This is a genomic window from Mesorhizobium sp. M0145 (assembly GCF_040322355.1).
Lineage (GTDB): Bacteria > Pseudomonadota > Alphaproteobacteria > Rhizobiales > Rhizobiaceae > Mesorhizobium.
On record NZ_JAMYTK010000004.1, the window covers coordinates 107,838 to 120,708 of the forward strand.

Sequence of the window (12,871 nt, forward strand, 5' to 3'; positions counted from 1 at the left end):
TCAGACCCCCGCCGTCTCGAACGCACCAGGACGCTCGAGTACCGAATAGCCGCGCCGGTAATTGCCGATAAAGACCTGGATCGAGCGCAGAAGCATCAGCACGAAGCCCGCCAGTACGGCGTAGAAGAACCAGCGCCGCGGCAGGTTGACGGTGACCATGCGCTCATGCGCCACGATCGTGACGTAGCGCCACATCAGCCAGGATCCGTAGGCGAAGAATGCGATGCGGATAACATCGACGGCGAGCGCCAGCCAGCGACCGACGCGCTCCGGCAGATAGTGGTAAAGCACGTCGACATGGATATGGCGCGAAAGGCGCACGCACATGGCGGCACCCAGAAAAACGACGACGACGAGCGCGTTGATGGCGATCTCCTCGGTCCAGGCAAGGCTGTTGTTCAGCGCATAGCGGGTGAAGAACTGCAGGAAGACACAGACGACCATGCCCCAGAAAACGGCAAGCGTAATCCAGTCCTCGATGCCGTGGTCCGACAGGTCGACGTGTACCGGCACCTCCTCGAAGGCGTGCGCGATCTCTTCGACGGTGATCTCGGTGTGGTGTTCCTCGGCCATCGGCGCGGGCTCCCGAAGCTGGTGGGTCGTCAAGGATTGAAAAGGCCGTCCGGCGCAATTTGGAGCCGGACGGAAGGCTAGGTTAAAGCAACAAATCCGATTGCCGCTCTATCCTCTTGATTAAGCATCCGATTTCCCGGTGCCCTACTTGATGGCGCGGATCGCTTCCCAATCGGACTTGTTGTAGCCGAACTCCTCGAAGGTGACCTTCTCCAGCACATTCTTCTCGAAGTCGGCACGATCGACATCGGTTACGCTGATGCCGCGGTCCTTGAATACCTGCACCAGTTCCTTTTCGCGGGCGACGATCTTTGCGGTGGCGCGAGCGGCAGCCTCCTGCATCACCTCGGTGAAGATCTTCTTGTCCTCATCGGAAAGCGAGGCCCAGCGCGACGCCGATATGATGGTGTTTAGATGATCGACGATATGGCCAGTGAGCACGATGTTCTTCTGCACCTCGTAGAATTTCTTCGCCTCGATGGTGGTCAGCGGGTTCTCCTGGGCCTCGACCGTGCCGTTCTGCAGGGCCAGATAGACCTCGGCGAAGGCAATCGGCGCCGTGTTGGCGCCGCAGGCACGCGGCATGGCCAGATAGGCCGGCACGTCGGGAACGCGCATCTTCAGGCCCTGCATGTCGGAGCACTTGGCGATCGGCCGATTCGAGGTGGTCTGCCGCGTCCCGTAATAGGTGGTGGCGGCGATGTGATTGCCGGTCTTGTCCTCATAGCCCTTGGTCAGGGCCTTGTAGACGTCGCTCTTGGTGTATTTCAGCAGATGGTCGGCATCGCGGAAAGTGTATGGGAAATAGGTGACGCCGATCGGTGGATATTCGCGCGCCGCGAAGCTCGATCCGGAAATGATGATATCGACGGTGCCGAGCATCAGGCCCTGGTTGATGTCCGCTTCCTTGCCAAGCTGCGAGGCCGGATAGACGTCGATGGCGTAGCGGCCCTGGGTGCGCTTCTTGATTTCGTCGGCCGCCCACACGGATTCGGTGTGGAAGGGCTCCGTCGTCTCGTAGACATGTGCCCATTTCAGGACCGTTTCCGCCGAGGCCGACGCCATGGGTATGGCAATTGCGGCGATCGCACCGAGCAGAACTGCGTATTTTCTCAGCATCTAATTCCTCCCTGGTTGAACTTGACGGCCGGATCTCCCCCCGGCCAACTGCTATTCCGCAACCTCCTTGGCTGCGGCTCTCTCATCGAAATTGCGTGAGAATCTGATTTGCGACTGGCGCAGATGCTGCTGCATGGCGGCCTTGGCCCGCTCGGGGTCGCGCGCGGCAATTGCATCGCGCACGGCACGATGTTCCTTTGCCGCGACCTGCCAGGAATCGCTGGTCTCGAAATAGATCGACAGGCGTTCGAAGTACGGGTTCATGCGCTGGTCGAAAAGCTCGCCGATGAAGCGCACCAGCACCGCGTTCTCGAGAATGCCGGCGACAGCGGTGTGGAATTCCCGGTCGAGCGCAATGGTCATCTTGTTGGGGTGACGCATGGCCTCCATCCGGCGCAGCACGTCGTCGAGCCGTTCGATATCTGCAGGCCGGACATGGAGGGCCGCTTCGGCGGCGATCGCGCCTTCGACGAATTCGCGCGCGCGCAACAGCTCGAACGGGCCTTCCTCGACTTCGGGTTCGGAGGCGGCGGCGCTCGGCGGATCGAGGACGTAGATACCCGAGCCGACGCGGATGCGTATGCGGCCTTCGACCTCCAGCGCTATCAGCGCTTCACGGACTGTCGGGCGGGAAATTCCGAGCTGGTCGGCCAGATCCCGCTCGGTCGGCAGGCGGTCGCCGACGGAAAACTCGCCGGCATCGATCAGCTGCCTGAGCTGATCGGCGACCTGTCGGTAAAGCCGGCGTGGTTCAACGGCCTGGATCGGCATGAGCGTTTAGTTCCCTCCCGGGCCAACCCTGGTACATTGGTCTGACCCATTGACCGCAGCTTAGACAGAGGATGCGGAGAGTCAAGCTCGATAGAACCGCGGCCCGCACAACCGGAACGCGGCGGCACTGCGCAAGCATTGCATGCGTCAGCGCCGTCCCCCGCGAATGACCAGTACGTTTCCGGCGGCGACGAGGACGAGCCCGATGATCGCGTACGCAGTCCAGGCATAGCCTTCCAGCGCCGTGGAGATCAAAAGCGCAAAGACGGGAAATATGACAGTCGCATAGCCGGCGCGGGCGCCGCCAATGCGTCCGAGCAGCGTCAGGTAGGCGGCGAAAGCCATGACCGTCGATATGACGGCGAGGAAGACCAGCGAGCCGATATAAGAGGCAGTCGTCGCGAACACGAACGGCTCACCGAGCAGGAAGGCCAGGAACGCCGACCAAAGAGTGCCATAAAGCATGCCCCAGGCGCTCGTTGAAACGAGCGGCAAGCCGCGGCGCTGGTTTGCGACGGAGACGAGATTGCCGGCGCAGAAGCTCAGCGTGCCGCAGAGGCACAGAAGAAGGCCCACCAACGTACCGCCGGAAAGCCCGTTGGCAGCGATTTCGGGAAAGAACATCAGCGCTATTCCGGCGAAGCCGATGATGCCGCCGGCGAGAATGCGCGGCGCCGGGCGCTCGCCGATGACCAAGGCACCGAGCAGCATGTTGATGACCGAGGCGAGCGAGAAGACGACCGAGAGCAAGCCGCTGACGAGATAGCCGGCGCCATAATAAAAAAACAGGAAGTTCGACGAGAAGATGAGGATGCCAAGCACAGCAAAGCGCAAATGATCGGTGATCGAAAAGCGGAGCCGCCGGCCGGAAAAACCTGCCCAGGCAAACATCAGCAGCGTGGCGATGGCGAAGCGCCAAACCAGATTGACCTCGTTCGACACGCCGCTGCCGACCTGAAGCTCGATCGCGAACCACGATGCGCTCCAGGCAATGACCGTCAGCGCGTAAAGCCCGTAGTCGACGGGTTCGAAGGGGCGGTCGCGCGTCGCCATGCGCATTTCCGCGTTAGCCGGCTCCGGGGCGTCGTTTGGTTCTCTGGTTACCGACATGCTGGCCAAGACGCTTCCGCTCACAAGACGTTTACAGACCAACCGCCCGCCTTCGCCGCTTCTGACCCCAGACGACGAGACCGAGCAACAGCAGAGCCGGAATGGCGAACCAATAGCGCGACGTCCGTTCCGCAGGGACTAGCACCTGGTTGATTTCGTCGCCGGGCTGCAGGCCGAATTTGGCCGCCTGGCTGCCCAGTCGCACGACGCCGACCGTCACGCTATCGCCAAGCGCACTGACGTCCAGGCCCGCCGCCTTCAGGCGTTCGGCCGATGAATTTGCAGGCCCGAGCTGCAGTCGAACCAGCTTCGATATCTCATCGCCGTTGAGGTTCAGTGTCGTCAGGCGCAAGCGAACCGCGCCTCCCTCGGCGGTCTCGTCGACGATACGGCTGAGTTCGGTGGCGGGTACTGCCCGATACGGTTCACTCACCTGATCGAGCAACAATCCCGGCCTGAACAAGATGAAACAGGCCGCAAGCAACGCAATCGTCTCGTACCAGCGGTTGCGCACGAGCATCCAATTCTGCGTCGCTGCTACAAACGAGACCATGGCCAGCGTCGATGTCACCACCATCGCGACGAAATCGAACGGACCTTCGAGATCGATCATCAGCAGTCCGGTGTTGAAGATGAAGATGAACGGCAGCAGGCCGGTACGGATCTCGTACTTGAAGCCCTGAATGCCGGTCTTCACCGGATCGGCGCCGGAAATTGCCGCAGCAGCATAAGCCGCCAGGCCCACTGGCGGCGTCACGTCCGCCATCAGCCCGAAATAGAAAACGAACATGTGGACGGCGACCAGCGGCACGGCAAGATCGTTCTGCGCCGCCAAATCGACGATGACCGGCGCCATCAAGGTGGCGACCACGACATAGCTTGCAGTGGTCGGCATGCCCATGCCGAGAATGATGCAGATCACCGCGGTGAACAAAAGCATGACGATGAAGCTGCCGCCCGAGATGAATTCGACCAGCTCGGTCATTACCAGCCCGATGCCCGTGAGCAGAACCGTGCCGACGATGATGCCGGCCGTCGCAGTGGCAATGCCGACCGTCGTCATGTTGCGTGCGGCGGCGGACAGCCCACCGACCAGATCGTCGAAACCGTGAAGCCAATGCTGCGCCAGCGCGCGGTCCTTGCGGAAAAAGGCGGTGAGCGGCCGCTGCGTGACGATCAGCGCCATAAGGGCGACAGCGCCCCAGAATGCCGACAGGCCGGGCGACAACTCCTCCACCATTAGGCACCAGATCAGCAGGATCACAGGCAGCAGAAAATGTAGGCCGGTGCGCGCCGTCTCGCCGAAGTGGGGAATCCTGACGATCTCGCCCTCCAGATCCTCCAGCGGCAGGTCGGGATAACGCGCCCGGTAGGCGACAAGGCCGATGTAAACGGCGATCAGCGCGGCAGTGATCATCCAGGTCGCGGCCGCGCCGAAAACGATCTTCGTCCAGCCAATGCCGTAATAGACAAGCCCTGCGAGGATGATGAAACCGCATATGCCCATCAGCCCGCGCAGCGCACCCTGAAATGCGGAGTGCGTGCTGCGTGACGGCAGGCCCTTCATCCCCGTCTTCATCGCTTCGATATCGACGATGTAGAACAACGAGCCGTAGGTCAGCAGCGCCGGATAGAAGGCGTGCTTGACCACCTCGGCATAGGAGATGCCGACATATTCCGCGATCAGGAACGCGGCCGCGCCCATCACCGGGGGCATCAACTGACCATTGACGCCGGCCGCGCATTCGATGGCGCCGGCTTTCACCGCAGAATATCCGACGCGACGCATCAGCGGGATGGTGAAGGTTCCGGTGGTCACGACATTGGCGATCGACGAGCCGGAAATCATGCCGGTCAGGCCGGAGGCGACGACACCGGCCTTGGCCGGACCGCCGCGGTATTTGCCGAGCAGCGAGAAGGCAAGCTGGATGAAAAAGCCGCCGGCACCGGCGCGCTCCAGCAATGTTCCGAACAGAACGAACATGAAGACGACATTGGTGGACACACCGAGGGCAACACCGAAGACCCCCTCCGACGTCAGCCACATCTGCGAGGCTGCGCGCGATAACGTCGCGCCCTTGTGGCCGAGCAGGCCAGGAAGGTGAGGCCCGGCGAAGATATAGATCAGCATGATCGCCGCGATGACGGTGATGGCAGGCCCGACGGCGCGACGGGCGGCCTCGAGCAGGATGAGGACGCCGGCGATCGAGACGACCAGGTCAGCCGTAGTAGGAAGGCCCGGCCGATGGGCGATATCGCTGTAAAAGACCAACAGATACAGGGCGGACGCCGCCCCGGCGATGCCTAGCACCCAGTCGGGCAGCGGCACCCGGCTGCGCGACGAGGTCTTGAAGGCCGGAAACGTCAGCATCGCCAGAAACAGGGCGAAGGCCAGATGGATGGAGCGGGCGATGCCGTCGCTGACGACACCAAAATTGAGCATGAACGGAAGGGGCGAGGCATACCAGAGCTGGAACAGCGACCATGCCAGCGATACGCCGAGGATCAGCTTCGCGGTGCGGCCGGTCGGCTTGCGCCCACCGGTGTCGGCCTCGGCGACGATCTCGCTAAGCTTGTCAATGTCGATAACGGGTTGGTCAGGCCCTGCCGCCCGCTGGCTTTGATCTGTCATCGTTCCCCACAATTATTTGCGATGCGAGGCGCCTGTGGCGCCTCGCATTGAAGGCCTCAGAGCCAGCCCTTCTCCTTGTAATAGCGCTCCGCGCCCGGATGCATTGGCGCCGACAGACCGGTCTTGATCATCTCCTTGGGATCGAGATTGGCGAAAGCCGGATGCAGTTTCTTGAAGTCGTCGAAATTTTCGAAGACCGACTTCACCAGTTCGTAGACCACCTCATCGGGCGTGCTGGCATTCGTCACCACTGTCGCGCGGACGCCGAATGTCGTCACGTCGTCCGGATTGTTGGCGTACATGCTGCCCTTGATGGTGGCGACTGAATAGTACGGATGAGCTGCCAACAGCGCGTCCACTGCCGGACCGGTCAGCGGGATGAGTTTGGCGCCACAGGCCGTGGTCGGATCCTGGATCGCGGCGGAAGGATGACCGACGCCGTAGAAGAAACCGTCGATCTTGTTGTCGCACAGCGCGCTGCCCTGCTCGTCCGCCTTCAGCTCCGCGGCAAGCGAGAAATCGCCGAGCGTCCAGCCCATCTGCTTGAGCAACTCCTCCATGGACGAGCGGGTGCCTGACCCGGGATTGCCGACGTTGAAGCGTTTGCCTTTGAAATCCTCGAATTTGGTGACGCCGGCGTCCGGCCGCGCCAGCACGGTAAACGGCTCGGGATGGACGGAGAACACGGCCCGCAGATCCTTGAACGGCTTGCCGTCGAAATTTCCGGTCCCCTCATAGGCCTGGTACTGGACGTCCGATTGGGTCAAGCCGAAATCGAGGTCGCCGGTCTGGATGGAGTTGACGTTGAAGACCGAACCGCCGGTCGACTCCGTCGAGCATCGGATGCCGGTTTTCTGCCGGTCCTTGTTCATCAGCCGGCAAATGGCGCCGCCGACGGCATAGTAGACGCCGGTGACCCCGCCGGTGCCGACCGTGACGAAGCGCTGCTCGGCTCCGACGGATGGCAGCGCCAGCAGCATGCAGGCCGCCGCGCCGATCAGGGTTTTCATTGAACTGTACATGGTTGCTACCTCTCTGGTGGGTGTCCCGGCCCGTCGCCGATGACGCGTTGGAACTGGTTGAGGCGGTCCGCGTCGTGCGGGTCAGGCCGCTGAAGCGATCGCAGCGTCGATCGCCTCACCGAGCCGTTCGACGATCCGATCGATATCCTGTTTGGAAATGATGAATGGCGGCGCCACAAGCACATGAACGCCCCGCACACCATCAATCGTCCCGGCCATCGGATAAATCATCAGGCCGCGGGCCATTGCTTCGCGCTTGATGCGGGCGTTGAGTTCAAGCCTCTGGTCGAATGGTTCCTTGCTGGCGCGATCAACCACCAGCTCGATTCCCCTAAATAGACCCCGCCCGCGAATGTCGCCGACGTGATGGTGGTTATCGAAGCGTTGGTGCAGGCGTTCGTCCAGCTGCGCGCCCATTGCGCTGACGTTGTCGAGCAGACCGTCACGCCGGATGACCTCCTGCACGGCAAGGCCGGCCGCCGCTGCCATTGGATGGCCCATATAGGTATGCCCATGCTGGAAGAAGCCCGAGCCTTGGGCAAAGGCATCGAAGATATGCCGGCCGAGCAGCACCGCGCCAATCGGCTGGTAGCCACCGCCGAGTCCCTTGGCGATGGTCAGCAGGTCGGGAGCGATGCCGTCCTGCTCGCACGCATGCAGCGTGCCGGTACGGCCCATGCCGCACATCACCTCGTCGAGAATGAGCAGCACGCCGTAGCGGTCGCAAATCGCGCGAATGTGCTTGAAGTAATCCGCGACCGGCGGCACCGCGCCGAGCGTGGCACCCACCACCGGCTCGGCGACAAAGGCGATGACCTCGTCCGGGCCGAGTTCAAGGATCTTGTCTTCGAGCTGCTGGGCGGCGCGCGCCGCATAGGCTTCGTCGCTTTCGCCATGCTTTTGATAGCGATAGGCGTAACAGGGGTCGATATGGTGGGTCTCGATCAGCAACGGCCTGAACTGGGCGCGCCGCCATTCGTTGCCGCCGGTGGCGAGAGCGCCGAGCGTATTGCCGTGATAGCTCTGCCGGCGTGCGATGAGATGGCGCCGTTGCGGCTCGCCTTTCTCGACAAAATATTGCCTGGCCATCTTGAGCGCGGCCTCGACCGCCTCCGAGCCGCCGCTGACTAGATAGACGTGGTCCAAGCCTTTCGGCGCGTCCTCGACCAGCCGATCCGCCAAGCGCTCCGCCACCTCGGTGGTGAAGAAGCTGGTGTGGGCGTAGGCGATGCGGTCAAGCTGGGTGTGCAGTGCAGCGATCACGTCGGGATGGCCGTGGCCGAGACAGGACACGGCCGCGCCGCCCGACGCGTCGATATAGGACTTGCCCTCGGCATCGAACAGTTCGATGCCTTGGCCGCGAATGGCGACCGGCAGCGTCGAGTGGATGGTTCGATGAAGAATGTGTGTCATCGACGGTCCCTCATGGGCATTTTCTTCGGCGGACGTTGGTTCAGATGGGTCTTGAGAGCGGCGCCCTGCTCATCGAAACGTCGCAGCGACTCAACGGCGCCCTCGCCTGCCTGCCCTGCGACAAGAGCACCGAGGACCTCAGCAACGATGAAAGCTGGCGTCATGGTGTGGAAAAAGGACGGGCTGCCGGTCGGCACGACGACTAGGTGATCGGCAAGCAGCGCCAAGGGCGCTACCCCGCTGTCGGTGATCGCAATGACCGGTACGCCGCGGCCGGCAGCGTACTCGACAAGCTCGATGGTGAAGCGCGTGTAGGGCAGGACGCTGGCGGCGATCAGCACGTCGTCCTTGGTCGCATGGGCCAGAGCGTCGCCATCGGTTCCGCCGATGCCGTGCAGCAGCACCGACTTCTCGCCGATCAGCGACAGGATGTAATGCAGATGCCAGGCGACTGCGTGGCTCGAGCGCAGGCCGAGGCAATAGACGCGCCTTGCCGCACTCAGCGCCCTGGCCGTCTCGACCAGACGGTCGATCGACCTGCCTTCGGCGAGATGGGAAAGCTGGCTGGAAATCGAATCCAGAATATCGGCCGCCAGCGCGTGGTCGCCCTTGAGCTTTTGGCTGGCCACCTGAAGGCCCGCCTTGCCGGCGAAACCGATTTCGCCGTCCCGGATCGCGGCGGCGTAGATATCGCGTACCGCCTCGTAGCCATCAAGGCCGAGATGCTGGGCCAGCCGCGTCATCGTCGCCGGCTGCACTCCTGCGTGCCGGGCCTGCTCGCGCATGGACAACAGCGCGACATCATACGGCTTATCAAGGACATAGCGCGCAGCGGACCGAAGCTGCGCCGACATGCCGTCGAAGGCAGTGACGATCTGTCCAGCAAGCTCTTCCTGGTCCATGGATATTGCTAGCTCGCCAGACCAGCGATTGCAACGTCTGTTTCAGTGTGATCAAAGACTGATTCATATGCATCTTGTCACTTACAGAACGTTCCCATGAAGCCGCCCCATGGTCTCGACCGCATCGCCATAGCCGTCGCCCCGAACGGGGGACGTCGCAGCAAGGCCGACCATCCGGCGATTCCGCTGACACCAGCCGAACTTGCGAGGACGGCCGCGGAATGCGCCGATGCCGGTGCGGCTATGATCCACGTTCATGTCCGTGACAGAAGCGACAATCATCTGCTCGACGCCGACGCCTACCGCCAGGCGATCGCCGCCATCCGCGGTGCTGCCGGCGACCGCTTGGTAATCCAGATCACCTCCGAAGCGCTCGGTATCTATTCGCCGGCCCAACAGATGGCCGTCGTACAAGATGTAAAGCCGCAAGCTGTCTCGCTGGCGCTTCGCGAAATCGTTCCTGATGCCGGATCGGAACTCGCCTTTGTGCGCTTCATGGCCTGGCTGCACACCGAGGGGGTTGCGCCGCAGATCATCCTCTATTCGCCCGAGGAGGCCGTCAGGCTTTCGGACATGCAGCAGCGCGGACTGATCCCCTGGGCAAGCATACCGGTTCTCTACGTGCTGGGCCGCTACACGCCGGGACAGACGTCCGTTCCTGCCGATCTCTTGCCATTCCTTGCGGCGAACATGCCGCGCTTCGACCATTGGAGCGTCTGCGCCTTCGGCCGCAACGAAGCGGCGTGCGTGACCGCCGCCGCGTTGCTTGGCGGCCATGTCCGGGTCGGCTTCGAAAACAATCTTTTCCTTCCGGACGGCAGCATAGCCTCGTCCAACGCCGAACTGGTAGCGACCGTCGCACGCATACTCGCCGACTGCGGCGTCAAGATCGCCTCGGCCGCCGAGTTGGCGGCTCAATGGAACGCGCCGTTTCGTTCCATATGACAAACCAAAGCCTATTTTCGGCGGCAAGCTCGCGCAAGGCATAGAGAGGCGGCTGCAATGTCATCGCCACGGAAGAACGACGTGTCCCCGCCCGCGGCGCGGCGATTGCAACAACAGTGCCGGTCGTTGTAACCATTCCGGCCGCTTGATTTTGGAGGAGACGCAGCATGGACCGATTCACCGGCGGTTGCCTGTGCGGCAACGTCCGAATTATCGCGTCGGGGCGCCCATACCGGGTCGGCCTTTGTCACTGTCTTGACTGCCGCAAGCATCATGGCGCCCTTTTTCACGCTTCCGCGATTTTTCCTGAGGATGCGGTGACGATCGACGGCGAAACACGCGACTACGCCGGGCGGTTTTTCTGTCCCCGCTGCGGCTCCTCCATTTTCGGACGCACCGCAGACGAAATCGAAGTAAACCTAGGGTCGCTTGATGCGCCTGACCAACTGATGCCAACCTACGAAAGCTGGATCATCCGACGCGAGTCCTGGTTGCCGCCGTTTCCGCTCACCAGACGATACGAGCGCGATCGTGACGCCACGGGTCGCTTTGAGGAATAGGTCGCACGAACGGTGCGACGGCGCCGGCGCGAGCAGGACCAGCTGATGGCAGCGGTGTCTGACGAGGGCCATATCGCTGAACGCGAAGCGACGATAAGGATGCTTGGCACACAGAAACGCGCGCCGCGAGGCCTATCTCGACAAGGTCGCCACGGAACTGATCGAGGTCGACCGCTCGATCGGGGTCTTGCAACAGGATCTGGCTAGGCCGAGCTGTTCGAGCGCTCCAGCCTGCTCAAATCGCCGGTCGCCGGCCGCGTGCAGCAGCTGGAGGTGAATACGCTAGGCGAAGTGGTGCAGACCGGACAAAAGCTGATGGTCATCGTGCCGGATGGCACGGCGCTCGAGATCGAGGCGATGCTGCTCAACCGCGACAACGGTTTTGTGCATGAAGGGCAGGAGGTGCGCGTCAAGCTCGAGGTTTCCCCTTTACTCCCTACGGTACACTGCATGGCAAGGTTCTGAGGGTGTCCAATGACGCGATACCGGCTGGTCAAGTGCAGCAGGCGCCAAGCGCGAAACAAGACGCCACGCGCGATGCCGCCGGGCCGCTGGCGGAAGTGAAGACTGGCGACCGGCGCGTGCTAGAATTCCTCCTCGATCCACTGATGGAGATGACTGATGGGGCGTTCCATGAGCGGTAAGCGGCAATGTTTAAATCACGGCTTTCGTCATTCGCGCCGAGTTCAGGCGGCCAAACTCATGGGGTCGGGAGATGTGTCGCCAAGCGGAGGCAAGATGATGAAGTCAACCCGGTTTGTCGTATCTCTGTGGTTTTCGGGTCTGCTTTTTGTCATTGCTCTGTTTTCTCCTACTGCGTCGCAAGGGGGTGCTATTGAGGCGGAAGCTGCTTTCAAGGCGAGTAATTACCAAGTTGCATACAACGAATGGAAAGAGCTTGCTGAAAACGGTGACGCCATCGCTGAGTTCAATTTGGGATTCCTGTACTCAAAAGGGCTCGGAGTTCCGATGGATTACTCCAAAGCTGCGGAATGGTGGACGAAGGCGGCGAAGCAAAATATGGCCGTAGCACAGGTCAATCTCGGCCTTCTGTATTCTTGGGGGAAGGGAGTTCAGCGAGACGACGCAAAAGCAGCTGAACTTTGGCATGGCGCAGCGACACAAGGAATACCTGAAGCTCAGCAATACCTCGGATAGGTGTACCTCATTGGTAAAGGTGTGCCAAAAAGCAGCAATGACGCCATTTTTTGGCTCACCAAAGCCGCAGAACAGGGGAACGTCGACGCTCAGGTTAATTTAGGTGCGATATATCTAAGTGGAACAGATACGGATAAAAACTTAAACCTTGCGTTCCTTTGGTATAATAAGGCTGCAAAGCAAAATAATGCGAAGGCACAATATAATCTAGGTCTGATGTATCTGAAGGGTGTTGGAGTTGAGACTGACACATCGCTTGCAATGGAGTGGCTAAAGCGCTCTGCTGCACAAGGTTACCAAGGGGCGAAAGAGGCACTTGGCCGTATGTCGCCAAAAACCCAAACGTCACCGTAAGCAGTCCGCGATCTATAAATAGTTATCAAGCATCAACTGAGGGGCCTCGTCGAGCCGCCCGAGTTGGGCGAGGCTTGCCGCCGGAAAACGGCGTGAGCTTGTACGATAAGTCTCGTCCCGGCGCGGTGTCTCGACAGCGGCTTCGTATTCGCCGGCTGCATATTGCGCCTGGCCGAGCGCCAGATAATACCAATTTGTCGGCAACGGATTCAGCCGAAACGCCTTGCGAATGTGCTCAAGACCCTCCTCAACCCGCCCGGCCAGGACCGCGATGTCGGACAATGCCGCTCGTCCCTTGGTTGATGCGCGCTC

The 12,871-nt window shown here is 61.4% G+C and carries 11 protein-coding genes and 2 pseudogenes; 4 read left to right on the top strand and 9 right to left on the bottom strand.

Annotated elements, in window-relative coordinates; translation table 11 throughout:
- The 8 genes from NKJ28_RS09550 to NKJ28_RS09585 all read right to left on the bottom strand — a co-directional run bounded on the left by NKJ28_RS09550 (position 1) and on the right by NKJ28_RS09585 (position 9,542).
- Positions 1–573, bottom strand: a complete 573-nt coding sequence (locus NKJ28_RS09550; RefSeq protein WP_352455843.1) for a TRAP transporter small permease — start codon at positions 571–573, stop codon at positions 1–3.
- Between the two features lie 144 nt (positions 574–717).
- Entirely contained in the window at positions 718–1,692 is a 975-nt protein-coding gene (locus NKJ28_RS09555; RefSeq protein WP_502893778.1) for a sialic acid TRAP transporter substrate-binding protein SiaP, read from the bottom strand.
- 51 nt (positions 1,693–1,743) lie between these two features.
- Positions 1,744–2,463 carry a FadR/GntR family transcriptional regulator gene (locus NKJ28_RS09560; protein WP_352635205.1) on the bottom strand — a complete coding sequence of 240 codons (720 nt, stop codon included), beginning with the start codon at positions 2,461–2,463 and terminating at the stop codon, positions 1,744–1,746.
- A 147-nt stretch (positions 2,464–2,610) separates the two neighbouring features.
- Positions 2,611–3,516: a DMT family transporter gene (locus NKJ28_RS09565; RefSeq protein ID WP_352635207.1), complete on the bottom strand. Its 906-nt coding sequence runs from the start codon at positions 3,514–3,516 to the stop codon at positions 2,611–2,613.
- 88 nt (positions 3,517–3,604) lie between these two features.
- Entirely contained in the window at positions 3,605–6,205 is a 2,601-nt protein-coding gene (locus tag NKJ28_RS09570) for a TRAP transporter permease (protein WP_352635209.1), read from the bottom strand.
- A 56-nt stretch (positions 6,206–6,261) separates the two neighbouring features.
- Positions 6,262–7,215, bottom strand: coding sequence for a TAXI family TRAP transporter solute-binding subunit (locus NKJ28_RS09575; RefSeq protein WP_352635415.1), 954 nt, complete (start codon positions 7,213–7,215; stop codon positions 6,262–6,264).
- 93 nt (positions 7,216–7,308) lie between these two features.
- A complete protein-coding gene (locus NKJ28_RS09580; protein ID WP_352635211.1) occupies positions 7,309–8,640 on the bottom strand; it encodes an aspartate aminotransferase family protein in 1,332 nt (443 codons plus the stop codon).
- Positions 8,637–9,542: a MurR/RpiR family transcriptional regulator gene (locus NKJ28_RS09585; protein ID WP_023674268.1), complete on the bottom strand. Its 906-nt coding sequence runs from the start codon at positions 9,540–9,542 to the stop codon at positions 8,637–8,639. Before NKJ28_RS09585 ends, NKJ28_RS09580 begins: the two co-directional genes overlap by 4 nt.
- Positions 9,543–9,638: 96 nt before the next feature.
- On the opposite strand from NKJ28_RS09585, the gene NKJ28_RS09590 reads away from it, so the two are divergent.
- The 4 genes and pseudogenes from NKJ28_RS09590 (at position 9,639) to NKJ28_RS09605 (ending at position 12,559) form a co-directional block, all read left to right on the top strand.
- Complete coding sequence (locus NKJ28_RS09590) at positions 9,639–10,487, top strand: beta-keto acid cleavage family enzyme (protein ID WP_023674267.1); 849 nt, start codon at positions 9,639–9,641, stop codon at positions 10,485–10,487.
- A gap of 167 nt (positions 10,488–10,654) precedes the next feature.
- Positions 10,655–11,047: a GFA family protein gene (locus tag NKJ28_RS09595; protein ID WP_352571209.1), complete on the top strand. Its 393-nt coding sequence runs from the start codon at positions 10,655–10,657 to the stop codon at positions 11,045–11,047.
- 273 nt (positions 11,048–11,320) lie between these two features.
- Positions 11,321–11,512: a hypothetical protein gene (locus tag NKJ28_RS09600; RefSeq protein WP_502902171.1), complete on the top strand. Its 192-nt coding sequence runs from the start codon at positions 11,321–11,323 to the stop codon at positions 11,510–11,512.
- Positions 11,513–11,788: 276 nt separating this feature from the next.
- Positions 11,789–12,559: pseudogene (locus tag NKJ28_RS09605) on the top strand (tetratricopeptide repeat protein).
- Between the two features lie 42 nt (positions 12,560–12,601).
- Here NKJ28_RS09605 and NKJ28_RS09610 read toward each other — a convergent pair.
- Positions 12,602–12,847: pseudogene (locus NKJ28_RS09610) on the bottom strand (adenylate cyclase); the annotation flags it as partial.
- Positions 12,848–12,871 lie beyond the last annotated feature (24 nt).

Excerpts from the sequence above, each read along its gene's own strand:
- NKJ28_RS09565 (WP_352635207.1), bottom strand. The coding sequence starts at position 3,516 with ATGGCGACGCGCGACCGCCCCTTCGAACCCGTCGACTACGGGCTTTAC.
- NKJ28_RS09585 (WP_023674268.1), bottom strand. The coding sequence starts at position 9,542 with ATGGACCAGGAAGAGCTTGCTGGACAGATCGTCACTGCCTTCGACGGC.
- NKJ28_RS09570 (WP_352635209.1), bottom strand. The coding sequence starts at position 6,205 with ATGACAGATCAAAGCCAGCGGGCGGCAGGGCCTGACCAACCCGTTATC.
- NKJ28_RS09590 (WP_023674267.1), top strand. The coding sequence starts at position 9,639 with ATGAAGCCGCCCCATGGTCTCGACCGCATCGCCATAGCCGTCGCCCCG.
- NKJ28_RS09575 (WP_352635415.1), bottom strand. The coding sequence starts at position 7,215 with ATGAAAACCCTGATCGGCGCGGCGGCCTGCATGCTGCTGGCGCTGCCA.
- NKJ28_RS09555 (WP_502893778.1), bottom strand. The coding sequence starts at position 1,692 with ATGCTGAGAAAATACGCAGTTCTGCTCGGTGCGATCGCCGCAATTGCC.
- NKJ28_RS09580 (WP_352635211.1), bottom strand. The coding sequence starts at position 8,640 with ATGACACACATTCTTCATCGAACCATCCACTCGACGCTGCCGGTCGCC.
- NKJ28_RS09595 (WP_352571209.1), top strand. The coding sequence starts at position 10,655 with ATGGACCGATTCACCGGCGGTTGCCTGTGCGGCAACGTCCGAATTATC.
- NKJ28_RS09550 (WP_352455843.1), bottom strand. The coding sequence starts at position 573 with ATGGCCGAGGAACACCACACCGAGATCACCGTCGAAGAGATCGCGCAC.
- NKJ28_RS09560 (WP_352635205.1), bottom strand. The coding sequence starts at position 2,463 with ATGCCGATCCAGGCCGTTGAACCACGCCGGCTTTACCGACAGGTCGCC.